The organism is Pseudomonas sp. ANT_J28, from assembly GCF_008370005.1.
Lineage (GTDB): Bacteria > Pseudomonadota > Gammaproteobacteria > Pseudomonadales > Pseudomonadaceae > Aquipseudomonas > Aquipseudomonas frigoris.
In genome coordinates this window covers 167,877-193,970 of record NZ_VOBM01000001.1, presented here as the reverse complement: position 1 = coordinate 193,970, position 26,094 = coordinate 167,877, and the positions used below count along the sequence as shown (strand labels likewise).

The window sequence follows — 26,094 nt, the reverse complement described above, 5'->3', positions numbered from 1 at the left end:
ATTTCAAATTTATGAACGTGAAAATTCGATAATTCGGCCCCTGAACGAGCAGGCATCAAATCATATATCCTGTTTTTTATGCTGTTCATATCGGGCCAGTATCGGTTGGGTGCTGATCCCGTGGATGAGGATGCTGAGTGCGACCACGGACAAGGTCAGGTCAATACATAGCGTCGCTATCGACTCACCCAAACCGTGGTTCAGGGCATAAAACAGGTAATACAGACTGCCGATACCGCGTATGCCGAACCAGCCAATCAACATTCGCTGCTGACCGCTCAGCAAACTACCCCAAGGCATGGCGACGACGCTCAGGGGTCGTATCAGGCAAAACAACACGCCGGCGATCGGCAATGCACGCCAGTCCCAATGCGCCATCAGCACCACGCCGAGCAGCGTCACCAGAAAGACTTCCATGGCCCGTTCCACCAGGCTGCCGAAGGCGAGCATGTCGCCCATCATGATGCCCGCGGCGACCTGAGTGTCTTCCAGGCTTGCGGTATCACCGTGAACGGCGTGCTGCGGGTCGACGTTCTGATGACCCACAACCGGCTGAACCAGATGCTCGGCGGGAAGCTCGTCGTCGCCCGTGGATTTGACTTCTTCGTGGCGCAAACCCAGGCCGGCGGCGAACACCGACAGAAAGCCGTAACCGTGAATTGATTCGGCCCCGACATACGCCAGGGCGATCAAGGCGAGGGCGAGGTAATCATTTGGGGAAAGGGTGCTGTCGTTATTTTTGATGCGCATTAACAAGGTCAGGCGACCAATGCCGCGTCCCATCCAGTAGCCGGTGAGCAAACCGGCCGGGACTGCCCACAACAGACTGCGCAGCACCCAGTCGCTCAGCCAGCTGGGGTTGGCGTCGTGTTGCACCAGCAGCAGGCCAAGGATGACAAACGGGAAGGCGATCCCGTCATTGAGCCCGGCTTCACCCGACAGCCCGAAACGCACGCTGTCGTCATCCCGGGCGTCGTTGACTTGCACCAGGGCGGCGAGCACCGGGTCGGTGGGCGCCAGAATCGAGCCGATCAACACGGACGCGCCCCAGGACAATTCGAAACCGTAATGCAGCAACAGGCTGACACCGGCAATGGTCAATACCATGACCGGGCCGGCCAAGCCGCAGGCGATACGCCAGTTTTTATCCTTGAGCGGCAAGCGCAACTTCAAACCACAGACAAACAACGAAAACAGCACTGCGACTTCCGTCAGATGTTCCATCCAGGTGGACGCATCATCGGTGTCCAGTTTCAATAGCCCGAACCCTGCGGGCCCGATGGCTACACCCAGCACCAGGCACACCGCCGACGTAGTCACCGGCATCCAGCGCAGGTACGACGACGTCAGTGCCAGTGTCAGTAGCACGGCACCCAGCACCGCCACCCACAAAATGAAACTCATGCTCGGTACTCGTCGGGTGCGTGCTGCTCCAGATATCGAAAGGCCCGCCAAAGGAGGGCCTATAAAATGTGGAGTTCTGGAAATGCCGGCAGGTTCAATTTAAAGCATCGGTTTGCCGCCGGTAATCCCGTACCGTTGACCGGTGATGTAACTGGCCTCATCCGACGCCAGCAACACATAAATCGGCGCCACTTCCACCGGTTGACCCGGCCGGCCAAGTGGGGTCTGCCCACCAAAGTTCTGCACTTCTTCATCGGGCATGGTCGAGACAATCAGTGGCGTCCAGATCGGCCCCGGTGCCACGCAGTTCACCCGAATGTTCTTCGGCCCCAGCATCTGCGCCAGGCCAGCGGTGAAGTTGGCTATCGCACCCTTGGTCGTGGCGTAAGGCAGGAGGGTCGGTTTGGGCATGTCCGAATTGACTGAGCTGGTGTTGATGATCGAACTGCCGGGTTTCATGTACTTCAACGCGGCCTGACAGAGCCTGAAAATGGCGGTGATGTTAACGTCGAAGGTCATCACCCATTCTTCATCCGGGATGTCCTCGAAGTGTTCGTGGGTCATCTGGAACGCGGCATTGTTGACCAGGACATCGATCCGGCCAAAGCGTTCGACCGTCTTGTCCACCAGGGCCTGGCATTGGGCTTTCTGCGCCAGGTCACCGGGCAGCAACAGGCACTGCCGGCCGGCCTGTTCGACCCAGCGTGCAGTTTCCTGCGCGTCTTCATGTTCGTTGAGGTAGGCGACGGCGACATCCGCGCCTTCACGGGCGAATGCGATCGCTACGGCGCGACCGATGCCACTGTCGGCGCCGGTGATCAGGGCGATCTTGCCGTCCAGTCGGCCAGAACCTTTGTAGCTTTGTTCGCCACAGTCGGGGTATGGGTCCATTTTCTTTTGGGAACCGGGGACGGGTTGGGCCTGTTTCGGGAAGGGTGGTTTTGGATAGGCAGTCATTGGGAAATCTCCGTTCGCAAGGCAGAAGAGTCAAAGGGTTGACCCTGGTGTTTTGCCTTGAGTTCGGTTGGATTCCACGCACCAATTACCACACAAGTCCCCCTGTGGGAGCGGGCTTGCTCGCGAAAGCGGAGTGTCAGTCACCATTAATGTTGGATGTGACGGCCTCTTCGCGAGCAAGCCCGCTCCCACAGGGGATTATCGTTGCCTTAAGGTCGTATCAGGCCTTGCGATTGAGCAAACTGCGCTCCATTCGCGCAATGCCTTCTTCCAGCAATGCCTGTGGGCAGCCGAAATTCAGGCGCACGTACTGTTTGCTGTCATCGCCGAAATCCAGACCAGGGCTCAACCCGACCTTGGCTTGCTCAAGGAAAAACTGCTGAGGGTTATCCAGTCCCAGCGCCGAGCAATCGAGCCACGCCAGATACGTGCCTTGCGGGATATTCATGGTTACACCCGGCAGGCGTGTGTTGACCGCTTCCACCAGATAATCCCGATTGCTTTGCAGATACGCCTTCAGCCCGGCCAGCCAAGGGCCGCCTTCGCTGTAGGCGACGCGCGTCGCTTCCATGCCCAACGGGTTGACGCTGTCGACCATGCCGCAGCGGGCGTGGTTGACCCGCGTACGCAACGCCGAGTCCTGAATGATCATGAAAGACGTCTTCAGCCCGGCAATGTTGTAGGCCTTGCTCGCCGACATCAGCGTGATGGTGCGTTTAGCGATCTCGGGGCTCAGGGAAGCCGTCGGAATGTGCACGCGCCCGTCGAAACACAGCTCGGCATGAATCTCGTCAGAGATGATCCAGGCGTCCTGCTCCACGCAGATGTCGGCGACCGCTTGCAGTTCTTCTCGCGGGAAGACTTTGCCCACCGGGTTGTGCGGGTTGCTCAGCAGCAGCGCACCGCCACCGGTCAGCGCCTGATTCAGGGCATCGAGAGGCGTGGCGTAAGTGCCGTCCGCCAACGCGTCGAATTCGAGTTCAACCTTGTTCAAACCCCAGTGACCCGGCGCATGACGCAGCGGCGGGTAGTTCGGAACCTGAACCACAACGTTCTGCTGCGGCTGGACCAGCGCATTCAGCGCCATGTTGAAACCCGACTCCACGCCCGGCAGGAAAATCAGTTCCTCAGGCAATACGCGCCAGGCGTACTTGTTCCAGAGGTCGGCGACGATGGCATTGCGCAAGTCATCCTGGGCCACGCTGTAGCCGAGCATCGGGTGTTCCAGACGTTTTTGCAGGGCCTGGATGATCACCGGCGGTGCGGAGAAGTCCATGTCGGCCACCCACATCGGCAACACGTCGGCCGGGTAACGGCTCCATTTGGTACTGCCGGTGTTGTGGCGGTCGTACACCTGATCAAAATCGAAAGTCATGCTCAGTCTCATAAAGGGCAGGGTAAATCCGACGGTCATGATAAACGCCAAGCCCCTGTGGGAGCGAGCTTGTGTGTGATGGCTGGCATCCGGGTATTGCCCGATGGTCGGTTTTCACACAGTCAGTTCTAACATTGTCTACAGTTTTAAATGTCGGCAGCCCGACTGCCGCAACCGTGATTGTCCATAAAAACCCGGCAAAAGTACCGGGTCTCCCCCTGACAGGAGTGCACGATGGACCTCAACCGTCGTCAGTTCTTCAAGGTCGCTGGTATCGGCCTTGCGGGCTCGAGCCTCGGCGCGCTGGGCATGGCCCCCGCGACTGCCTTCGCCGAGCAGGTGCGCCACTTCAAGCTTGCCCACACCCATGAAACCCGCAACACCTGCCCGTACTGCTCGGTCGGCTGCGGCGTGATCATGTACAGCCAGGGCGATGCCGCCAAGAACGTCGCGCAAAACATCATCCACATCGAAGGCGATTCCGACCACCCGGTCAACCGCGGCACCCTGTGCCCCAAAGGCGCCGGCTTGCTGGACTTCATTCACAGCCCCGGCCGTCTGCAATACCCAGAGGTGCGCAAACCTGGCACCACCGAATGGACGCGGATCTCCTGGGATGAAGCGCTGGATCGCGTCGCCGACCTGATGAAGGCCGACCGCGACGCCAACTTCATCGAGAAGAATGCCCAGGGCCAAATGGTAAACCGTTGGCTGACCACCGGTTTCCTCGCGGCCTCGGCGGCGTCCAACGAAGCGGGTTACATCACCCACAAGGTCATTCGCAGTCTCGGCATGCTGGGGTTCGATAACCAGGCGCGTGTCTGACACGGCCCGACGGTGGCAAGTCTTGCCCCGACGTACGGCCGTGGTGCCATGACCAATACCTGGACCGATATCGGCAACGCGAATCTGGTCCTGGTGATGGGCGGCAACGCAGCAGAAGCGCACCCGTGCGGCTTCAAATGGGTGACCGAAGCCAAGGCGCACAACAAGGCACGCTTGATCGTGGTCGATCCGCGTTTTACCCGGACCGCCTCGGTGGCCGACTATTACGCGCCGATTCGCACCGGTACCGACATCGCCTTCATGGGCGGGCTGATCAACTACCTGCTGACTGAGGACAAGATCCAGCACGAGTACGTGCGTGCTTATACCGACGTGTCCTTCATCGTCAAAGCCGGGTATGGCTTTGAGGACGGGATCTTCAGCGGTTACGACGCGGCCAAACGCAGCTACACGGACAAGTCCGGCTGGGGTTATGAACTCGGTGAAGACGGCTTCGTCAAGGTCGACCCGACCCTGCAAGACCCGCACTGCGTCTATCAATTGATGAAGCAGCATTACAGCCGCTATAACATCGAACTGGCGAGCCAGATTTGCGGCATGCCGGTGGATGCCATGCAGAAGATCTGGGAAGAAATCGCCACCTGCTCGCAACCGGGCAAGACCATGACGATTCTCTACGCGCTGGGCTGGACGCAGCACTCGATCGGTTCGCAGATCATTCGCAGCGCGGCCATGGTGCAATTGCTGCTGGGCAACGTCGGCATGCCGGGCGGGGGCGTCAATGCCTTGCGCGGGCACTCCAACATCCAGGGCCTGACCGACCTCGGTTTGCTGTCCAATTCGCTTCCGGGCTATCTGACCTTGCCGCAGGATGCGGAGCAGGATTACGACGCCTACATCGTCAAACGCACACAAAAACCGTTGCGGCCGGGGCAGCTGTCCTATTGGCAGAATTACGGCAAGTTCCACGTCAGCCTGATGAAAGCCTGGTACGGCGCGAATGCCACGCTTGAAAACCGCTGGGCTTATGACTATCTGCCGAAACTGGACATTCCCAACTACGACATCCTCAAAGTGTTCGACCTGATGGGCCAGGGCAAGGTCAACGGCTACCTGTGCCAGGGCTTCAACCCCATTGCCGCGTTGCCCGACAAAAACCGGGTGATGGCGGCGCTGGCCAAGCTGAAGTGGCTGGTGGTGATGGACCCGCTGTCCACCGAAACCTCGGAGTTCTGGCGCAATGTCGGGCCGTACAACGACGTTGAAACCGCTGGCATCCAGACCGAAGTGATTCGCCTGCCCACCACCTGTTTCGCCGAAGAAGACGGCTCGCTGGTCAACAGCAGCCGCTGGCTGCAATGGCACTGGAAAGGTGCCGACGGCCCCGGCGAAGCGCGCACCGATGTGCGGATCATGAGCGAGCTGTTTATCCGTCTGCGCCAGCGTTACCAGGCCAATGGCGGCGCTTATGCCGAGCCGATCCTCAAACTGTCCTGGCCTTACAAAATCGCCGATGAGCCTTCGCCGGAAGAACTGGCCAAGGAAATCAACGGCTATGCCACCACCGATTTTACCGACGCTACCGGTGTGGCGATCAAGGGCAACGCGCAACTGGCCGGTTTCAGCCAGCTCAAGGACGACGGCAGTACGGCTTCCGGTTGCTGGATTTTCTGCGGTAGCTGGACTGAGGCGGGCAACCAGATGGCCCGGCGCGACAACAGCGATCCGTATGGCATGAAGCAACATCAGGGCTGGGCCTGGGCCTGGCCGGCGAACCGGCGGATTCTCTACAACCGTGCTTCGTGCGACCCACAAGGCAAGCCGTGGGACGAGAAGAAACGTCTGGTGTGGTGGAACGGCAAGGTCTGGGGCGGCACCGATGTGCCGGACTTCAAGATCGACTCGGCACCGGAAGCCGGGATGAATCCGTTCATCATGAACCCCGAAGGCGTGGCGCGGTTCTTTGCCGTCGACAAGATGAACGAAGGACCTTTCCCCGAGCACTATGAACCGTTCGAAACGCCGATCGGCATCAACCCGTTGCACCCGGAAAACAAGAAGGCCACCAGCAACCCGGCGGCGCGGATCTTCGATTCGGTGTGGGATTCCTTAGGCGTGGCCAAGGACTATCCGTATGCCGCGACCAGCTACCGGCTGACCGAGCATTTCCACTTCTGGAGCAAGCATTGCAAGCTCAACGCGATTGCCCAACCCGAGCAGTTCGTCGAGATCGGTGAAGTGCTGGCCAAGGAGAAAGGCATCGTGGCCGGCGATCGGGTCCGTGTCAGTTCCAAGCGCGGGCATATAGAAGCGGTGGCGGTGGTGACCAAGCGGATTCGTCCGCTGCAGGTCAACAATCAGGTGGTGCACCAGATCGGTATCCCGCTGCACTGGGGCTTTACCGGTCTCACGCGTCACGGTTACCTGACCAACACCCTGGTGCCGTTCCTCGGCGATGGCAACACTCAGACCCCGGAATCCAAGTCATTCCTGGTCAACGTGGAGAAAGTCTAAATGGCCAGCCAAGACATCATCGCCCGTTCGGCCACCACGACCGTCCCATCCTCGGTACGCGACCAGGAGGAAGTGGCCAAGCTGATCGACACCACCAAGTGCATTGGCTGCAAGGCTTGCCAAGTCGCCTGCTCGGAATGGAACGAGCTGCGCGACGAGGTCGGCCACAACCTCGGCACCTACGACAACCCTCAGGACTTGACCGCAGAAACCTGGACCTTGATGCGCTTCACCGAGCACGAAACCGACGCCGGCAATCTGGAATGGCTGATTCGCAAGGACGGCTGTATGCACTGCGCCGAGCCCGGTTGCCTGGCGGCATGCCCGAGTCCGGGGGCGATCATCAAGCACGCCAATGGCATCGTCGATTTCGACCAGGACCATTGCATCGGTTGCGGGTATTGCATCACCGGTTGCCCGTTCAATATCCCGCGAATCTCGCAAAAAGATCACAAGGCCTACAAATGCACGTTGTGCTCGGACCGCGTGGCAGTGGGGCTGGAGCCGGCCTGCGTCAAAACCTGCCCGACGGGCGCCATTGTGTTCGGCACCAAGGACGACATGAAAGAACATGCGGCCGAAAGGATCGTCGACCTCAAGAGCCGTGGTTTCGAACACGCGGGGCTGTACGACCCGGAAGGCGTCGGCGGTACTCATGTGATGTATGTGCTGCACCATGCCGATGAGCCCCGGTTGTATGCCGGTCTGCCAAACCAACCGACCATCAGTCCGCTGGTGGAACTGTGGAAAGGCGTGAGCAAACCCTTGGGGTTGCTGGCCATGGGTTTGGCGGTGCTGGCCGGGTTCTTCCACTACGTGCGCATCGGGCCGCAGTTGGTCGAGGAGGACGAACACCCGACCACCCCCGATCCCGCCGTGCATGAAATCGACCCATCGGTGCACACCTATGATCCGAAGGGGGAGAACAGGCCATGAACGACAAACCGATCCTTCGTTACACCAGCAATCAGCGCACCAATCACTGGCTGGTGGCGATCCTGTTTTTCATGGCGGCACTGTCGGGGCTGGCGTTGTTCCACCCGGCGCTGTTCTGGCTCAGCCACCTGTTTGGCGGCGGCCCGTGGACGCGCATCCTGCATCCGTTCATGGGCGTGGTGATGTTTGTGCTGTTCCTTGGGCTGGTGATCCGTTTCTGGCGGGCGAACTTCTTTATCACCAACGATCGGCTGTGGCTGAGGCGAGTCGGGCGGGTGATCAAGAACGAGGAGGAGGGCGTGCCGCCCATCGGCAAGTACAACCCTGGACAGAAGCTGCTGTTCTGGACCTTGCTGATTTGCATGCTGGTGCTGCTGTTCAGCGGGCTGGTGATCTGGCGCGAGTATTTCAGCGAGTACTTCGGCATCACCAGCATTCGTTGGGCCATGCTGCTGCATGCGTTGGCGGGTTTAATCCTGGTACTGAGCATCATCGTTCACATCTACGCCGGCATCTGGATCAAAGGCTCGGTCAACGCCATGTTGCATGGCTGGGTCAGCCGAGCCTGGGCGAAAAAACACCATGAACTGTGGTACCGCGAAGTGACCCGAGACGAGCACCCCGACCGGCCGATCAGCAAAAAAGGATAACCCCTTGGCGACGATTCTTGAGCCTGGCGAGATCGAAGCGGCGGCGAGTTCACCGCCGTTTCTGTACCTGCCACCGAACAACCTGTTCACCTTGCGCGCCTTGCGCCTGGAGCGTCTGGTCGAAGGGCATCCACTGGCCGATTACCTGCGGCTGGTGACCGGCCTGTGCCACGTGCAGCAGCGTTTGATGGACGATCCACCCGTGGCCGCCATGCCCGACCCCGAAAGCCTGCGCGTGTGCCAGCAACACGGCTTGCCGCCGTTCGCCGCCGACAGTCTGGTGCGCGAAGACCATTGGCTGGCGTACCTCGAAGCCCTGTTGCAGCGTTACCAGCCACCGCCGCAACCTGCCGTGGAAAAAGCCGTGGCGACCTTGCGCCGCGCCAACATCGGGCAACTCAAAGCCTGGGCGATTGCGCTGGTCAGCGGTCAGTTCGCCTTGCTGCCTGCCGCCGTGGTGCCGTTTCTCGGCGCGGTGTTGCAGGTGGCCTGGAGTCATTGGTTGCTGAGCACACCGGACCTCGCGCTGAAACCCGGCGACAGTCTCAGTCAATGCCCGGCCTGCGGTTCGCCGGCCATGGCCGGGGTGATTCGCCATCGCGGCAAGTACAACGGCTTGCGGTATCTGGTGTGCTCGCTATGTGCCTGCGAATGGCATGTGGTGCGGGTCAAATGCGTGTATTGCGAACAAAGCAAAGGCCTTGAATACGTCAGCCTCGATGACGACCGCCACGCCGCCAATCAGGCCCCGTTGCGCGCGGAGGTCTGCCCTGGCTGCCGCAGCTACCTGAAACTGCTTTACCTCGAAAACGACGCCGAGGCCGAAGCGCTTTCGACGGACCTGACCAGCCTGCTGCTGGACATGCGCCTGGAGCAGGAAGGCTACCAGCGTCCGGCCCCGAATCTATTGCTGGCACCCGGAGGTGACTGAGCTACCCCTTTGAGCTTTCCCTTTAAGCGATCCCTCCGAGCTCAGCGGCTACACTCAGGCGCTACAGTCATTCGCATTCAGGAGCGCCTGATGTCCAACAGACCCGCCAGCCAGGCGCTGCGGCTGCCTTCCATCGACAGTCTGTTGCGCCATCCCGCCTGCCAACCGCTGGCCGAGCGTTACGGGCGTGATGCGCTGCTGGCCAGCCTGCGGCAATTGCTCGATGACTTGCGTGAACCGGTGCTTTCAGGGCAACTCGACGCCATTGAAATCGCGCCTGAAGTGTTGGCAGGCAGGGCGGGTGAACGCTTGGTCACTCAGCATCGCAGTAACGTGCGTCGGGTGTTCAATCTCACCGGCACGGTGCTGCACACCAATCTGGGGCGAGCGTTGTTGCCGGAGGAAGCGATCGAAGCGGTGCAAATGGCGGCCCGTTATCCGCTCAATCTGGAGTTCGACCTGCACAGCGGCAAGCGTGGCGACCGTGACGATCTGATCGAAGGCCTGATCCGCGAGCTGACCGGCGCCGAGGCGGTGACGGTGGTCAACAACAACGCCGCTGCGGTGTTGCTGACGCTCAACAGCCTGGGCGCGCGCAAGGAAGGCATCATTTCCCGGGGCGAATTGATCGAAATCGGTGGCGCCTTCCGCATTCCCGACATCATGGCCAGAGCCGGGGTCAGGCTCCACGAAGTCGGCACCACCAATCGCACCCATGCCCGCGATTACGAAGCAGCCATCGGCCCACGCAGTGGTTTGGTGATGCGCGTCCATGCGAGCAACTACAACATCGAAGGCTTCACCGCGCGGGTGCCGACCGCCGAGTTGGCGCAACTCGCGCATAAACACGGCTTGCCATTGCTTGAAGACCTCGGCAGCGGCAGCCTGCTGGACCTGACGCGCTGGGGCTTGCCCGCCGAACCGACGGTGCGCCAGGCGCTGAGCGATGGCGCGGACATCGTCACCTTCAGCGGCGACAAGCTACTCGGCGGTCCCCAGGCCGGGTTGATTGTCGGCCGCCAAGACCTGATCGCGAAGATCAAGAAGAATCCACTCAAACGCGCCTTGCGGGTCGACAAACTGACCCTGGCCGCCCTCGAGGCTGTATTGGGTCTGTACCGCGATCCTGATCGACTGGCCGAGCGGCTGCCGAGTCTGCGCCTGCTGACCCGACCCCAGGCGGACATCCTCGCCCAGGCCGAGCGCCTGCAACCGTCGCTGGCCAAAGTCTTGGGCGACGGCTGGAGCGTCAGCGCAGTCCCGGCGCTGGGCATGATCGGCAGCGGCAGCCAACCGGTGGCGCGATTGCCGAGTGCCGCGCTATGCCTGCGGCCGCACGCGTCCAAACGTCTTCGCGGACATCGGCTGCACGCGCTGGAAACGGCCCTGCGAGCGTTGCCGATTCCGGTGCTCGGGCGCATTGACGACGATGCGTTGTGGCTGGATTTGCGGCAACTGGACGATGAGCCGGCGTGGCTGGCGCAACTCGATCAAATTGCAGGAGCCGTAGAGTGATCGTCGGCACCGCAGGGCACATTGACCACGGCAAGACTGCCTTGCTCCAGGCCCTGACCGGCCAGGCCGGCGATCGTCGCCGGGAAGAACGGGAACGCGGCATGACCATCGACCTCGGCTACCTTTACGCGGCGCTGGAGCCGCAAGCGCCCCTGACCGGTTTTATCGATGTGCCCGGTCATGAGCGCTTCACCCACAACATGCTGGCGGGTGCTCAGGGCATTGATCTGGTGTTGCTGGTGGTCGCGGCCGACGATGGCGTCATGCCTCAGACCCGCGAACACCTGGCCATCGTTGAACTGCTAGGCATCCCTCGGGCGCTGGTGGCGATCAGCAAATGCGACCGCGTCGAACCGTCCAGAGTGCAAGCCGTTCGCGATCAGATCCAGACATTGCTGGCCCCGGGACCTTATGCCAACGCGCCGCAGATTGCGCTGTCGAGTGTGACCGGGGAGGGCATCGAGACTCTGCGACAGGCCTTGCTCGCGGCGCAGCGTGAAGTCCTTCAACGCAGCACCACCGGCGGCTTTCGCCTGGCGATCGATCGTGCCTTCAGCGTGGCCGGCGTCGGCGTCGTGGTGACCGGCACTGCGTTGTCTGGCCTGGTGGCGGTGGGCGATACGCTGATGCTCGGCCCGCAGGGCAAACCCGTGCGCGTGCGCGGCCTGCATGCACAGAATCAGGCCGCCGAGGTCGCAATGGCCGGACAGCGAGTCGCGTTGAACCTGAGTGCCGAACGATTGGCCCTGGAGCAGATTCATCGCGGCCACTGGTTGCTGGCCGAGTGGCTGTACGCGCCGACCCAGCGAGTGGATGTCGACCTGCAATTGTTAGCCAGCGAACCCAAAGCCTTCGAGCACTTTCAACCCGTGCATGTTCACGTGGGGACTCAGGACGTGACCGGGCGGGTGGCGTTGCTGGAAGGCGCCCGCCTGGCGCCGGGTGAGCGGATGTTCGCGCAACTGCTGCTGAATGCGCCAGTGCAGGCGGTGAAGGGCGATCCGTTGATTCTGCGTGACCAGAGCGCCCAACGCACCCTCGGCGGCGCGCGGGTGCTCGACCCGTTTGCACCGACCCGACAACGCCGAAGTCCCGAGCGGCTGGCGCAGCTACACGCCCTCACCACATGCAGTCAGTTGGAAGAGAGCCTGCCGGTGTTACTGGCCAACAGCGACACCGGGCTCGATCCCCAGCGTCTGGAGCGTCAGTTCAACCGCAACCGCAAAACGTGGGTATTGCCCGATGACGTGCGTCTGATCGACACCCGTCAAGGTCCGTTGCTGTTCAGTGCGGCCCGCTGGGAAGCACTGAAAGCACCGTTGCTGGACCACCTCGCACGTTTTCATCAACTGGAATCGGATCAAATGGGCCCGGACCGGGATCGCCTGCGGCGGTTCTTCGGCACAGCGCTGGACCGTCCGACGTTCATCAGCCTGCTCGACGAATTGCTCGCCAGTGGTGCGATTGCCGCCAGCGGGCCATGGCTGCATTTGCCCGATCATCAGGTGCGTTTGAGCGAAGACGACGAAGCCCTGTGGCAACACTTGCAACCGTTGTTCGAACAGGCTGGTTTTGATCCGCCGTGGGTGCGCGACCTTGGCCATGACGAGGCGGCCGTGCGCTTGCTGCTGTGCAAAATGGCGAGGTTGGGATGGGTGCATCAAGTCGTCCGTGACCTGTTCTACACCGACACGATGATCCGCCGATTGGCGGCTATGCTTGTGCAACTGGCCGCGCAAAACCCGGTGATTCAGGTCACGGCGTTTCGTGATGCGGTGGGCCTGGGTCGCAAGCGCAGCATCCAGATTCTCGAATACTTCGACCGGATTGGCCTGACGCGACGGTTTGGCGACAAGCGCCATATCCGCCTCGACAATGCCTTGGCCCAACGCACCGATCACTGATTTCAAGGAAGGCAATCGCGCCCGGTGGCGCGGCCGGGCTTCAAACCCGGTTGGGGACGGCATCCGTTCCCGGGCAGGTTCGACTCCGGCTGCCTTCCGCCATTTTCAATCTTGCTGGCCGAGTCGGTGGTGAACCGAGCACTGGATCGACTCGCCCCATCTGGGTAGGCACGATCCTCTGTGGCGAGGGGGCTTGCGCCCGTGCGGGGCTGTCTGTCACTGCATCACATAACGCCCCGGTGCCGACTCAATCGCCGGATATTGGGCGTTACCGGTATGCAGCACCGAAGGCTGGCGTTCGCCGGACTGTTCAGCCAGCCAGACGAACCAGTCATTCCACCAGCTACCGGAATGTTGCTCGGCGTTCTTGAACCAGGTTTCCGGGTTTTTGGTGACCCGGTTGTTGGTCCAGTAGTGGCGTTTTTCCTTGGCCGGCGGGTTGATCACCCCGGCGATATGCCCTGATGCGCCCAGTACAAAACGCTTGGTCCCGGAGAGCAACTGGGTGCTGCCGTAAGCGCTTCTCCACGGCACGATGTGATCGTCATGGGTGGCAAGGATGTATGCCGGAGCATCGATGGCGCGCAGGTCCAGCTTGACCCCGCAACAATCCAGCTCACCGGATTTCAGGTCGTTCTGCAGGTAGGTGTGGCGCAGGTACCAGCAATACATCGGGCCTGGGAGGTTGGTGCTGTCGTTGTTCCAGAACAGCAGGTCAAGAGGGATCGGTTTCTGGCCCTTGAGGTATTTGTCGACGTTGTAGTTCCACCACAAGTCGTTGGGGCGCAGCAGCGAGAAGGTATTGCCCATGTCCTCGCCTTTGAACAGGCCGATGGGGCCGTCCAGGCCGCCGATGGTACGCTCGCGGTAGGCCACCAATTGTTCGTCGACGAAGATGTCGATCGGACCGGTATCGAGGTAGTCGAGGAAGGTGGTCAACAGGCTCACGCTGCCAATCTCGCGGTCGCCGCGCGCCGCCAGGACGGCCAGCGCCGAACTCAACAGGGTGCCGCCGATGCAGAAGCCGACGCAATTGGGCCGCTGCTCGCCGCTGATCTCGCGGGTCACTTGCAGGCCTTTGATGATGCCGGTTTCGATCAAGTCATCCCAAGTGGTGCCAGCGTGCTCCTGGTCGAAGTTGCGCCACGACATCAGAAACACCGGGTGCCCTTGTTTCAACAGATGGGCAACCATCGAGTTGTCCGGTCGCAGGTCGAGAATGTAGTACTTGTTGATTGACGGCGGCACGACAAACACCGGGCGCCGGTACTGGGTTTCGCTTTGCGGGTAATACTGAATCAGCTGGAAGAGTTCGTTCTCGAACACCACTTCGCCCGGGGTGTTGGCGAGATCGACACCGACTTTGAATGCACCGGCGTCGCACTGGCGCATCTTGCCTTCTTGCAGGTCGCTGGCCAGGTGCAACAGGCCGGTGAAGAGGCTGCTTCCCTGGGTATCGACCACACGTTGCAGTGCATCGGGATTACTGGCCAGAAAGTTGCTGGGCGCGCCGGCGGCGATGGCTTGTTCCACCAGATAGAGCAGGCGTTGGCGCGGTTTTTTTTCCGGGATCGCTAGCGTGTCCAGTAGCTTCAGCAGAAAACCTGCGTTGAGCAGATAAAAGGCGGCGAGGGAGCCGAACAGTGGCTGGCTCCAGTTGCCGCTGGAAAAACGTCGATCGTCGAAGCTGAATGGCTGACCGGTCAGCAGTTGCTGGCCGAGTTCGCCCCATTGCTGTTGGTAGTCCGATTGAAGGCTGTCCAGGGTGCCGCGCGGCAGGTCAAACCACTCGTTGTATGCCTGGCCGGTAAACCACGGATTGGTGCTGACCCATAGACGTAGTTGTTGCACTGCAAAGGAGGCAATGAACGGAACCTGGCCTGACCAGAAGGTGTTGAAGGTATGCGCGTTGTTGTCCATGGAACTCCTTGCCCACTTACGTAAACCGGGTAGAAAAAAACCGCGGCGCCGGACTTCGGCGCCGCGTTAGCAACTTAAGCAAACACTCCTGTGTTTCTAGCGCTCGATGACCAGGCTGACACCCTGGCCGCCACCGATGCACAACGTAGCCAAGCCCTTTTTGCCATCGCGACGAATCAGCTCATGCAACAGCGACACCAGAATCCGCGCACCCGATGCACCGATCGGATGACCCAGGGCAATCGCGCCGCCATTGACGTTGACTTTGCTGGTGTCCCAACCCAGTTCCTTACCGACTGCCAGTGATTGCGCGGCGAACGCTTCATTGGCTTCGATCAGGTCGAGGTCGTCCAGGGTCCAGCCGGCTTTCGTCAATGCCAGACGGGTGGCCGGCACCGGGCCGATGCCCATGATCGACGGGTCCACACCGGCACTGGCGTAGGCCGTGATACGTGCCAGCACCGGCAAGCCGAGGGCCTTGGCCTTGGCGGCGCTGGCCAGCAACAGCACGGCGGCACCATCGTTGAGGGTCGACGAGTTGCCGGCGGTCACGCTGCCGTTTTTCTGGAACGCGGGTTTGAGGTTGCCCAGCGCTTGTAGCGTGCTGTCCGGACGCGGCTGTTCATCGGTGTCGAAGACCAGCGGCTCACCTTTGCGCTGAGGGATCAGGATCGGGGTGATTTCACGCTTGAAGTAACCCGCTTCGATGGCAGCAGCGGCTTTCTGTTGCGAGGCCGCGGCGAAAGCGTCCTGGTCTTCGCGACTGAGGCTGTACTTCTCTGCCAGATTCTCGGCGGTGATGCCCATGTGGTAGTCGTTGAAGGCGTCCCACAAACCGTCCTGAATCACGCTGTCTTGCAGTTGCGCATGACCCAGGCGCAAACCGGTGCGGGCCTTGGGCAGAACATACGGCGCCAGGCTCATGTTTTCCTGACCGCCGGCAATCACAAGTTCGGCGTCGCCGCAACGGATGGCCTGGACCGCCAGCTGGACTGCCTTGAGGCCCGAGCCGCAGACCTTGTTCAGGGTCAGGGCAGGGGTGGTATGAGGCAGGCCAGCCTTGATCGCCGTCTGGCGTGCCGGGTTTTGCCCCGAGCCCGCGGTGAGTACCTGGCCGAGGATCACTTCATCGATCTGCGAGCCGTCCAGACCGGTCTCTTCCAGCAGGCGGCGAATGACCGCCGCGCCCAGTTCGGTGGCTGGAATCGCGGACAAGGCACCTTGGAAACTGCCGATGGCGGTACGAGTAGCGGCAACGATTACGACTTCGTTCATGCGTGACCTCATTAAGATTTTGTCGAGCGAAAGCAGGGCATCCATGCCCTGACAGGTCTACTGCATGTTCATGCCGCCGTTGACCGAGAAGTCGGCCCCGGTGCTATAGGCCGATTCATCGGAAGCCAGCCAAGCCACGATGGAGGCGATTTCTTCAGGTTGGCCGAGGCGCCCGACCGGCGTGGCCGCGATCATGGTCTCGAGAATGTCCGGGCGGATGGCCGCGGTCATGCTGGTCTGGATGTAGCCTGGGGAGACGGTATTGACGGTCACGCCCTTGCCGGACACTTCCCGGGCCAGGGCCATGGTGAAACCATGGATGCCGGCCTTGGCCGCGCTGTAGTTGGTCTGGCCGAACTGGCCGCGCTGACCGTTGATCGATGAGATGTTGATGACCCGTCCCCAACCCTTGGCCAACATTCCTTCAATCACCTGTTTGGTGGTGTTGAACAGGCCGCTCAGGTTGGTGCCGATGACCGCGTTCCAGTCTTCGGGCGTCAGTTTGCGAAAGGAAGCATCACGTGTGATGCCGGCGTTGTTGACCAATACATCGATCGGGCCGTACTGCTCGCGAGCCATCTCGAACGCTTTGCGCGTTGATTCCCAATCGGTGATGTCGCCGTAGATGCATTCGAATTGATAACCCGCCTCCAGTTGGCTCGCCATCCATTCTTTCTTGCGGGAGGAATCTGAGCTGCAGCCCACGATTACCTTGAATCCTTCCTTGTACAGGCGTTGGCTTATCGCAGTGCCAATCCCACCCATACCACCCGTGACCAACGCAATACGACCAAGCGACTTCATATGCTCTCTTCCTTTTTGTATTTTGCGTTGCAAGATGGGGGGATTGTTCGGCATTGACGGGGTGTGCGGAAGTGTTGAGAGGTGACGGTCTGGTGTCCAACGGTGCCATGCACGAAATGAAATAGAACTATTCGACACTGCTGTCGTCGCCTCGAAGCGTTCGTGTAGCAGCTGCAGAGCCTGCGAGGCTGCGTTCGGCTCGGGCCGCGTTCGGACGAAGCAGTCGTAAAACCGGACACCGTGGTCTTTCAGCCAAACCGCGTACGCCGGATTTGCGAGGACTTCGGTCGAGCGCGACCCCGGCTCGAATGCAGCCTCGCAGGCTCGGCAGCTGCTACAGGGTGAGACGACTGGCCTGAAATAGTGGCTAAAAGTGAGAAGTACCTATACTGGGATCAATATTGGCAACTGAACCACCCGTTAGTATTTGATTCATCGCAGATCAGTCATGTCTCCGGACAGGATGTTCGGTTCCACGGGTCATTGAGGACGCCATGTATAGAATGAGTTCAGGCTATGCCAGCGTGCTGGTAAATACGCTCTCGGCTCAAGGACTGGATGTTGCCAGTCTGTGCCTGGAGGCTGGACTAGACATGACGCTCGCGAACAAACCAGGAGCGTTTTGCGAGCGAAAGGCTATCTATCGACTATGGGATCTGGCCGCTCAGGCCTCGGGGGATCCGCACATTGGCTTGAGGGCCTATGGAAGTTTCCACCCCGGCAGTTTTCAAATCGTCGGCTACACCATGATGTCCAGCCTGAATCTGAAAAAAGCCCTTGAACGACTGGTCCGTTTCAGTCCGTTGATCGGCACCGGATTCAGCCTTTTCTTTACATCGGAACAGCAGAATTACCGACTTTCCGGCCTCGATCATCAACAAAAAGGTTCGATCAAACCTCGCCAATACACCGATGCAGCGCTGGCTTCATTGCTGGGCTTCTGCCGTAAGCTGGCGGGCGGCAACTCACCGCAACCCTTGAGCGTGGAGTTCAGCTATCCCGAACCTGAAGACACCACCGAGCATCGACGTTTGTTTGGCTGCGACCTGCGTTTCGACGCGGCTTACGACAGCATTTTGTTTGACGGGCAGGAGCTGCTCCGTCCGTTGAGCATGGCCAACGAAGCGTTGGCAGTGCTGCATGACAGTTTTGCCGAGGCGCAACTGGACCTGCTGTTTGGTTTTTGCATTGTCGGCAGGATTCGCGCGCTGATTACCGAGCGCTTGAGTCAGGGCCATGGACAGTGCGACATGGAGTCGATCGCGGCGGCATTGAACATCAGCAAGCGGACGCTGCAACGCGCGCTGGAAAAGGAAGGGACGCAATTCAAGGACGTGCAGAACGCAGTGCGCCGGCAATTGGCCGATTTCTACCTGCGTCATTCTCACTTCAACATGAAGCATGTCGCGTATCTCCTTGGTTTTCATGATCACAGCAGTTTCAACAAAGCCTGTAGTCGTTGGTTTGGCATGACACCCGGTCAGTATCGGGCCGATGAATCGATGGAAATCGAGGAAGCCGCGCCGGTCTGACGCGGTCCTCGTCAGCGTTCAACGTTATTTCACCGGAGGTTTTTTCACGCCTTTCTTGCCCTTGGCAGGTTTGCGCACTGGACTCGCAACCTTGGCGATGGGGTCTGGGGTCACTGCGGGTTTTTTCTGCTTGATCGGCTCAGGGGTTACCACCGGGACTTTCTCTTCGATGGCATCGGCTTCGCCGGGCGGTTGGGTCAGGCTGAAACCCGGCAGCGGCACGTCAAGCAGCGTGTGCAGTTCACACCAGAAGGGGTTGTCTGCGCCGCTGGTCAGCAGTTCCGGCAGCAAGTTGGCGACGGCCGCAAGCACTTGCTGGCGTTCTTCGACCTCGGCAAGCATCAAGGGCAGGCAGTGCAGGCTTTCTAGCGGATGGGTGGCGACCAGCAGTTTTTGCAGGCGCAGGGTTTCGCGCAAATCAAGCGGCTCGGCACTGTGGTCCTGAAGCAACACTTGCAATTGCAGGATCAATTTTTCAACGCTTTCCTTGCCCGGCTCGTCGCTCTCGCGGCCCAGCAGGAACAGGATCCGTATCAAGGCTTCCATCAGGCCGCCAAGGGGCAGGGCATCCTGCAAGCGCTCGATCAAAACCTTGTCGTGCTGCTCCGCATGTTCCTGAAGATTTCGCCCGGGTGCATTGCCGGTTAGGCTGTTGAGTACGCCATACACGCCGTAGAAACACATTTCCTGAGCCGCATCGCGCAGATCCCGATAGCCGTTCAAGGCGTCCTGCACCTGGTTGGAAAACATTTCCTGCCAGACCAGCAACGGGTTGTTCTGGCTGGCGGGGTGACGATCCCTGCTCACTTGGGCGGCACTGCCTGCCAGCCACCACAGCGCCGGGTTCAAACTGCTCCAGGCCACTTGCTGCTGATGGAAAGGGTGCGCCCGGCGCAGCATTTCGGCGCTCGGTTCGTTGATCAGCTGGCGCAACCACGGGCGTATGAATTCGTCGTACACATTGTTGTTGATATCGGACGCGCGCTGGACCAGCGCAAATTCGCGATCGTCATCACGGGGCGGCTGCACCTGGCCATGGATGTCGGCGATACGCCGGCGTTCAAAACGCACGGCATACGGCATCGCCGAATTCTCCGGCAGGTCTTCGATCAGCATTTCATAGAGCCCGGCCGGCAGCGCATTGATCGCATCGACCGCACCGAGCAATTCACGGTGTTCACGCCGCGCCACTTCGCCGGACACGAAGATGCCCAGATGGCCGATGCTCGCGTGCCGCAGGTACACGATGGTGCGTCCGGCATTTTGCAACGCGAGATCGCTGGGATAAACGTCGGAGATCCAGTCCAGGGCCTGTTGCGGGGGGGTGATGTTGTCGCCATACGAGCAGAACACCACCACCGGCACTTCGATCAACTTGAGATCAAGCCCGCTGCTCTTGCGCCCCAGGCCACCGGACAGCCGATTGCCGATGAACAGGTCGTCGACAATCATCTCGATCTCTTCGCCATTGAGCAGGGTCGGGCTGCCCCACCAGCGTTCGAAATCCAGAAAGCGTGCGGCCTCGCTGTCGACTTCGCTGAACAGGTGGTAGTACTTGCCCCAATAGGTGTTGGCCGGGTCCAGGTTTTCGAAATTGCTCACCAGCCAGGTGCCGTCGAAACGGTCATTGCCGAGGTCGCTCCCCAGGCGCGCCATCCAGCCACCACCCAGCAAACCGCCGGAATAGCGCATCGGATTGCGGCCATTGACGCCGGCCCAATACGACAACGGCGCACCATTGACAATGATCAGACCCGGCAGCTCTGGCCGGGTGGCCGCGAGGCCCATTAACGCCCAGCCCGCCTGGCAGTTACCGATCACCACGGGTTTGGTGCTGTCGGGATGCCGGGCGCTGACGACTTCGATGAACCGCGCCTGGGCTTCTGTGATATCGGCAAGGGTTTGCCCTGGGCGGGGCGAGTGACTGAAGGAGACGAAGTAGGTGGGGTGGCCGGCTCTCAGGCTCTCGCCGATAACCGAATCCTGTTTGAACCCGCCGATGCCAGAGCCGTGACCGCCGCGGGGATCAATGATGATCACCGGCTGTTTTTTGCTGTCGATCTGTTGGCCGGGACCGCCGAGGATTTGCAACAGCGAATAATTGACCGGGCGAGGCAGGTCCTCACCGGCGACCAGCGTTTCATGATTGAACTTGAGCAGCAGCGGATACCCGGCGCGCTCGTGGGCCAGGGTGTTGTCGCCGCGCTGACGCAAGGTATCCCAGAACAACACGCTGCGTTGTCCGAGGTCCGTGAAGTATTCCTGCCAGTCAGCGGGCGTCGGCTGTCTGAGTTGCCCAAGGCTTAAAGGCGCGAAGGTTTTTGCCTGGCGCTTCTGCACGGCGTCGAGGACGTTACGGGTATTGAGGCGTTGTAGATGATTGAGGTGCTCGAACAAGCCGGCGGGTTCGGAGAGCTTTTCATCTTGCAGCGCAATATTAACTTCCTGACCCATTGTGATCTCCTGACGCTATGCATGAGAACCTGCGCATCTGAACCCTTTAGCTAAAGAGGGCTAGGCTGGCCGTTCGACAGACTGGAGTTTATAGCGAATAGGGAGGGCATGAGCAAAGTTTATTTTGCACCGCACAAAAATAGACGTTGCCAAATAATTTTGTGCACTGCAATATCAAGGCTAACGCGATGATTGGCCGGATCGCTATCGCGTCCTCAGGTCCATCAGGGCCTTCCAGTACCAGGAGATTCAAGCATGTCTTTTTTCAATTCGGAAAAACTGCAAACCGCTCAGAAAGCCAACCTCGATCTTTTGCAGCAAATCAGCGGCAAAGTCTTCGCCAGCGTTGAACAGCTCAGCCAGTTGCAGTTCAAGGCACTGCGCGACTCCACCGAAGAGCACTTCGAAGGTGTTCGCAAGCTGCTGGCCGTACGTGATCCACAAGGTTTCGCCGAGCTGCAGGCTTCTTTCACCCAGCCGAGCGCACAAACCGAACGTCTGGCCGAGTTCAATCGTCAGGTCCAAGCGCTGATCGTGGGTACTCAGTCGGACATCGCCAAACTGACTTCGAGTCAGGTCGAGGCTGGCTCCCAACAGGTGCAAGAGTTCGTTGAAGCCATCACCAAGAATGCACCGGCCGGCTCCGAGCCTGTTGTGGCAGCGTTCAAGTCGAGCCTGGCGAATGCCGGTACTGTGTTCGAAAGCGCACAGAAAGCCGTAAAACAGGCTTCCGATGTGGCTCAGAGCAGTTTCGACGCAGCGACTGCCGCGGCCACCAAAGCGGCTCCAGAAGCAAGCGCCAAGGCTACCAGCGGTAACAAGTAAGTCGTATTAGATCAGCGGCACCAATGGCGATGGGTTCATTCCCCCATCGCCATTTTTTTTGTGCCGCGAAAAACCTTGGCGGGGCGGCTCTGGCTCACGCTGATACCAGTCGTCTGATCCAGTCCAGCAGAACGCTGGGCAACAGTTCTGGTCTGTGCAGCAAGGCGTATTGCCTCGCTCCGAATACCGCTGGCAGGTAATTCGCCGCCTGGCGGTCGATGGTCAAACAGAAGGGATAGATGCCTTGGAGCTTGGCTTCAGTCACGGCCTGATGCAGGTCTTCCACACCATAGCGGCCTTCGTACTGGTCAACATCGTTCGGCTTGCCGTCGGAGAGCAGTAACAAGAGACGGTGCGTGGCGGCTTCGCGCATCAGCAATGTGCTGGCGTGGCGCAGGGCGGCACCGGCCCGGGTATAGCGTTCCGGTTCGAGGGCGGCAATGCGCCGACCGACTTCATCGCTGTAGCGCTCATCGAATGCTTTCAGGGTGCGGATCGTGACCCGCTGCGGCCCTTCGCCGGAAAACGCCAGCACGCTATAAGGCTCGCCCAGGCTCTCCAGCGCCAGACAGACCAGCAGCAACGCCTCGCGCTCGACATCAATGACCCGGCGATGGCAGGACAGCCAGCTGTCAGTGGAACCGCTGACGTCGATCAGCAACATGATCGCCATGTCGCGCCGGCCACGGCGCTGGGTCTGATACAGCGCCTGCGGCATGCTCAGGCCGGCGCGGGCCTCGGCGCAACCGTCGATATACGCCTCCAGATCGATATCGTCGCCCTCCCATTGTTTGCGCAGCCTGACGCGTTGGGCCCGCAGACATTCGAATTGCCGGCGGATGGCATCGAGCACCGGATGGTGAGTGTCGAGGGTTCGCTCGACCCACTGCTGCGGGCCTTCCAGGGCGGGACACAGTTGCAGCGTCGCACCCGGATCACGGTAGACCTGGCGGCGGTAATCCCATTCGGGGTAGCTGATTGCGTTGTTGGCGAGATCCTGTGCACCGTGCCGAGCGCGGGTCTGTGGCGGGTCGTCGGACAGCAGCACTTCTTTCGGGCGACTTGCCGCGATCACCAGTCGAGCTTCGTTGAGTTCGGACAATGACTCGGCAAAAATCAGCTGCCGGTGTGTCGGTATCCCGGTCGGCAGGGCGCTGCATCCCCATGGGGTCTTCGGCCTTTTCCAGCGGTTCGGCGGGTTGCACCATCCACAGGCCTTGTTCCTGATCGTCGTCCTCGTCGTCCTCGTCGGCACAGGCTTCGCGCACAGTGGGCTGACGTGTGAGGCAGGCGCTGCGGGGCAGGGTATCGGCGGTGTCGATTTCGCCGGGCAAGGGCTGCACCTTCAGACCCACCGACGGCTCGCGCAGGTCGCCGGTCCAGGCATCGAGCAGCAACAGATGAGCGCCGATACCGTGAGATTCGTCGACGGACAGGAGGCGTCTTGCGAGGGTTTCTGACTGTTGCACCGAGTCGGCCGTTTTGGCGGGTATTTCCAGCCCTTCCAGAGGCTTGCCGCATTCGCTGCGTAGCAGTAAACGAAGAAAATTTTCCAGGGGGTGTCGCGGGTTTGGAAAGGCGTGAAGCGGCGGTCGGGTGGCCAGGGCATGTTGGCGCAAGCCATGGATCGATGGCCCCAACCCCGGCAACAGTCGCACCAAATCCGTATCGGCGGCCCAGGCTTCCAGAAGCAGATAGACGCTGCGCTGCATCGGGTTGTCGAGGGCTGACAGGGCGCCGGCACTGCCTCGTCGGGCACGCATGGCCTGTTGCAAGGCCAGGGTTTTATAGCGTTGCAGCGTGAGCGGACCCTCATTGCTGCCCAAGTCCTCCGGCAGCCATATCGTCACGCCATCGGTCGCCGGGACGGCGCTTTGCCGACACGGCTTTTCATGACGCAGCAAAAGCTTTTTCAGGAACGTTGGGGGCGAGGGTGGTTGCGCGACGCGCAGCGAATAGTGGGTGTCGAACACTGCCTTGATCAATAAATCGAGGTGTTGTGCGACATCCCCGAGGGTGATGATTTTTGCAGCGTCCGAGGGTGCCCGGTGACGACGCCACAACGCCTGCGCATACACCGTAGCGTGGCGTGCGACGTCGGTGATGAGGTCCTCGGCTTCGGCCATTTAGATGAATGTCAGGTCGACGAGGTCGCGCATGGCAGCGACCAGCACCGCGTCATCGGACAGCGGCGAGATCAACGCGACCCGGCACGCGATGGGCGCAGCAATGCCGCGGGCAATCAACCGTGCCGTGGCGATCAGCAGACGGGTGCTAGGGACTTCCGCCAGGCCCCGGTCCTGCAACGCGCGTAGCCGCTGGGCGAGGGTGACCAGGGCGTGGGCGGTGGCGTAGTCGGTTCCACCCTCATGGATGACGATGGCGATTTCGCGCTCGGCGGGCGGGAAGTCGAAATCCAGCGCCACAAAACGCTGTCGGGTACTCGGTTTCAAATCCTTGAGTATTCGTTGGTAGCCGGGGTTGTACGACACCACCAGTTGAAAGTGTGGTGAGGCTTCGAGGATCTCGCCGATTTTGTCCAGCGGCAGAATCCGTCGGTGGTCGGTGAGCGGGTGCAGGACGACAATCGTGTCTTGCCGCGCTTCGACCACTTCGTCCAGGTAACAGATAGCGCCTTCGCGCACGGCTCGGGTCAGCGGGCCTTCCGTCCAATGGGTGCCCTGATGACCGATCAGGAAACGCCCGACCAGGTCGCTGGCGCTCAGATCGTCATGGCAGGAAATAGTGATCAACGGGCGTTTGAGTCGCCACGCCATGTGTTCGACAAAACGGGTCTTGCCACAACCGGTAGGTCCTTTGAGCATGACGGCCAGTTGCTGCGCATGGCATTGCTCGAAAATCGCCACCTCGTCGCCGCTGGGCTGGTAATAGGGTTCAGCTTGCAGCGACGCGGGTTCGGCGTGCATCAGCGAACGTTCCATCACAACGCCGCGCCTGAGGCTTGAGGTGTGGCCAGGACCGGATCGGCTTCATCGACATTGAAGTCCGGCGCATGGCGGAAAAACTCGAAGATGAACAGTCCGGCACCCAGGCTGAACATCGACGCCGTCGCCACCAGCATCAAGAAGTGCACCTGAATCTTCAGCTGCACGTCCAGGTAGCCGAGGCCAAGAATGCGCTCCAGGTACACCTGACCAATGCCCGCCGTGGCAAATGACAGGGTAATGCCGAACATTCCCCCCAACTGCAACCAGAACGCCCAGTAACCGATACTGCTTTCCTCCACCGGACGACGGGTCATGCCGGGCAGCGCATAGGTGATCATCGCCAAGACAATCATGGCATAGGCGCCATAGAAGGCCGCATGGCCATGCATGGCGGTAATCAGGGTGCCGTGGGTCCACTTGTTGACGTCGGGGAAGGTGTGAGCCAACCCCAGCAGACCGGCGCCGAACATGGTGAACACGGCGCTGCCCAAGGTCCAGTGCAAAGCCAGTTTGTTGGGGTGAGAGAGGCCGGAGCGGCGCATCGCGTTGTAGGCATAGATCGCCATGCCAATCAGCGCCATCGGCTCAAGTGCACTGAAAAAACCGCCCAGTGGCAGCCAGTAATGAGGAACGCCGATCCAGTAATAATGATGTGCGGTGCCCAGAATGCCGGCAATGAACACCAGGCCGACAATGACGTACAGCCACTTCTCCATCACCTCGCGGTCAGCGCCGGACAGCCGGATCAGCAGATAGGCAAGAAAGCCGCCCTGGATCATCTCCCAAACACCTTCGACCCACAGGTGAATCGTCCACCAGCGGTAATAGATCGACACCACGTAATTTTCATAATGCAGCAACGCTGGCAGAAAGAGCACGGCGGCGCTGGCCAGGCCTAGCAGCAGGACGCCCTCGGTGGCGGTGAAACGCCCGGCTTTCTTGATTGTCATGCCGATGTTGTAGAGAAACATCAGCATGCAAATCACGATCACGATCTTGTGGGGCAGCGGCTGTTCGAGCAGCTTGTTCCCGGTGCCATAACCGAACAGGTAGCCAAGAACGGCGGTGACTCCCATGGCCGTCCACAACCCGAGCTGGATGTAGGCCAGCTTGGTGCTGTGCAGCTCGCCACGGGATTCGTCCGGCACCATCCAGTACGTCGCCCCCATGAACCCGGTCAGCACCCAGACGATCAACAGATTGGTGTGAATGGACTTGGTGACATCGAATGGCAAGAGGTTCAGCAGCGGATCCGGCCCGAGGTATTTCGCCGCCGAGAGCAGGCCGAAGACCAGTTGCAGGCCAAACAACACCATGGCAACGGCGAAATACCAGTAGGCGACGGATTGAGATCTGTAGCGCAT

At 60.4% G+C, this 26,094-nt stretch carries 19 protein-coding genes and 1 tRNA gene; 9 read left to right on the top strand and 11 right to left on the bottom strand.

Features of this window, described 5'->3' with window-relative positions:
* Positions 1-60: 60 nt before the first annotated feature.
* The 3 genes from FQ187_RS00775 to FQ187_RS00765 form a co-directional block, all read right to left on the bottom strand.
* Positions 61-1,404, bottom strand: coding sequence for a sodium:proton antiporter (locus FQ187_RS00775; RefSeq protein ID WP_149628032.1), 1,344 nt, complete (start codon positions 1,402-1,404; stop codon positions 61-63).
* A 99-nt stretch (positions 1,405-1,503) separates the two neighbouring features.
* The gene (locus FQ187_RS00770; protein ID WP_149628031.1) at positions 1,504-2,361 is read right to left on the bottom strand and encodes an SDR family oxidoreductase; all 858 of its coding nucleotides are present in this window, start codon (positions 2,359-2,361) and stop codon (positions 1,504-1,506) included.
* A 220-nt stretch (positions 2,362-2,581) separates the two neighbouring features.
* The gene (locus tag FQ187_RS00765; RefSeq protein ID WP_149628030.1) at positions 2,582-3,736 is read right to left on the bottom strand and encodes a MalY/PatB family protein; all 1,155 of its coding nucleotides are present in this window, start codon (positions 3,734-3,736) and stop codon (positions 2,582-2,584) included.
* A gap of 234 nt (positions 3,737-3,970) precedes the next feature.
* Between FQ187_RS00765 and fdnG the strand changes: the two genes are divergently transcribed.
* From fdnG to FQ187_RS00730, 7 genes are all read left to right on the top strand, one after another.
* Positions 3,971-7,036: a formate dehydrogenase-N subunit alpha gene (gene fdnG, locus FQ187_RS00760; RefSeq protein WP_149628029.1), complete on the top strand. Its 3,066-nt coding sequence runs from the start codon at positions 3,971-3,973 to the stop codon at positions 7,034-7,036.
* Positions 7,037-7,972, top strand: a complete 936-nt coding sequence (fdxH, locus tag FQ187_RS00755) for a formate dehydrogenase subunit beta (protein WP_149628028.1) — start codon at positions 7,037-7,039, stop codon at positions 7,970-7,972.
* Positions 7,969-8,622, top strand: coding sequence for a formate dehydrogenase subunit gamma (locus FQ187_RS00750; protein WP_149628027.1), 654 nt, complete (start codon positions 7,969-7,971; stop codon positions 8,620-8,622). Before fdxH ends, FQ187_RS00750 begins: the two co-directional genes overlap by 4 nt.
* A gap of 4 nt (positions 8,623-8,626) precedes the next feature.
* Positions 8,627-9,553 carry a formate dehydrogenase accessory protein FdhE gene (gene fdhE / locus FQ187_RS00745; RefSeq protein WP_149628026.1) on the top strand — a complete coding sequence of 309 codons (927 nt, stop codon included), beginning with the start codon at positions 8,627-8,629 and terminating at the stop codon, positions 9,551-9,553.
* A 90-nt stretch (positions 9,554-9,643) separates the two neighbouring features.
* Entirely contained in the window at positions 9,644-11,068 is a 1,425-nt protein-coding gene (gene selA / locus FQ187_RS00740) for an L-seryl-tRNA(Sec) selenium transferase (protein ID WP_149628025.1), read from the top strand.
* A complete protein-coding gene (gene selB, locus FQ187_RS00735; protein ID WP_149628024.1) occupies positions 11,065-12,972 on the top strand; it encodes a selenocysteine-specific translation elongation factor in 1,908 nt (635 codons plus the stop codon). Before selA ends, selB begins: the two co-directional genes overlap by 4 nt.
* A gap of 6 nt (positions 12,973-12,978) precedes the next feature.
* Positions 12,979-13,074: transfer RNA gene (locus FQ187_RS00730), tRNA-Sec, on the top strand.
* A gap of 114 nt (positions 13,075-13,188) precedes the next feature.
* Here FQ187_RS00730 and phaC read toward each other — a convergent pair.
* The 3 genes from phaC to phbB all read right to left on the bottom strand — a co-directional run bounded on the left by phaC (position 13,189) and on the right by phbB (position 16,971).
* Positions 13,189-14,892, bottom strand: a complete 1,704-nt coding sequence (phaC, locus tag FQ187_RS00725) for a class I poly(R)-hydroxyalkanoic acid synthase (protein ID WP_149628023.1) — start codon at positions 14,890-14,892, stop codon at positions 13,189-13,191.
* A 96-nt stretch (positions 14,893-14,988) separates the two neighbouring features.
* Positions 14,989-16,167, bottom strand: coding sequence for an acetyl-CoA C-acetyltransferase (locus tag FQ187_RS00720; RefSeq protein WP_149628022.1), 1,179 nt, complete (start codon positions 16,165-16,167; stop codon positions 14,989-14,991).
* Between the two features lie 57 nt (positions 16,168-16,224).
* The gene (gene phbB, locus FQ187_RS00715; protein ID WP_149628021.1) at positions 16,225-16,971 is read right to left on the bottom strand and encodes an acetoacetyl-CoA reductase; all 747 of its coding nucleotides are present in this window, start codon (positions 16,969-16,971) and stop codon (positions 16,225-16,227) included.
* A 494-nt stretch (positions 16,972-17,465) separates the two neighbouring features.
* Here phbB and FQ187_RS00710 point away from each other — a divergent pair, with 494 nt between their 5' ends.
* The gene (locus FQ187_RS00710) at positions 17,466-18,503 is read left to right on the top strand and encodes an AraC family transcriptional regulator (RefSeq protein ID WP_149628020.1); all 1,038 of its coding nucleotides are present in this window, start codon (positions 17,466-17,468) and stop codon (positions 18,501-18,503) included.
* 24 nt (positions 18,504-18,527) lie between these two features.
* On the opposite strand, the gene FQ187_RS00705 is transcribed toward FQ187_RS00710, so the two are convergent.
* Positions 18,528-20,957 (bottom strand): DUF3141 domain-containing protein, encoded by a 2,430-nt coding sequence (locus FQ187_RS00705; RefSeq protein WP_149628019.1) that lies wholly within the window; start codon positions 20,955-20,957, stop codon positions 18,528-18,530.
* A 255-nt stretch (positions 20,958-21,212) separates the two neighbouring features.
* Between FQ187_RS00705 and phaP the strand changes: the two genes are divergently transcribed.
* A complete protein-coding gene (gene phaP / locus FQ187_RS00700) occupies positions 21,213-21,782 on the top strand; it encodes a TIGR01841 family phasin (RefSeq protein ID WP_149628018.1) in 570 nt (189 codons plus the stop codon).
* 94 nt (positions 21,783-21,876) lie between these two features.
* On the opposite strand, the gene FQ187_RS30695 is transcribed toward phaP, so the two are convergent.
* From FQ187_RS30695 to FQ187_RS00685, 4 genes are all read right to left on the bottom strand, one after another.
* Positions 21,877-22,446: a nitric oxide reductase activation protein NorD gene (locus FQ187_RS30695; RefSeq protein ID WP_306108650.1), complete on the bottom strand. Its 570-nt coding sequence runs from the start codon at positions 22,444-22,446 to the stop codon at positions 21,877-21,879.
* Between the two features lie 271 nt (positions 22,447-22,717).
* Positions 22,718-23,908: a hypothetical protein gene (locus FQ187_RS30690; protein WP_306108649.1), complete on the bottom strand. Its 1,191-nt coding sequence runs from the start codon at positions 23,906-23,908 to the stop codon at positions 22,718-22,720.
* Complete coding sequence (locus FQ187_RS00690; protein ID WP_149628017.1) at positions 23,909-24,724, bottom strand: CbbQ/NirQ/NorQ/GpvN family protein; 816 nt, start codon at positions 24,722-24,724, stop codon at positions 23,909-23,911. It lies immediately after the preceding gene.
* Positions 24,724-26,094: a cbb3-type cytochrome c oxidase subunit I gene (locus FQ187_RS00685; protein WP_149628016.1), complete on the bottom strand. Its 1,371-nt coding sequence runs from the start codon at positions 26,092-26,094 to the stop codon at positions 24,724-24,726. The genes FQ187_RS00690 and FQ187_RS00685 overlap by 1 nt, the downstream gene beginning before the upstream one ends.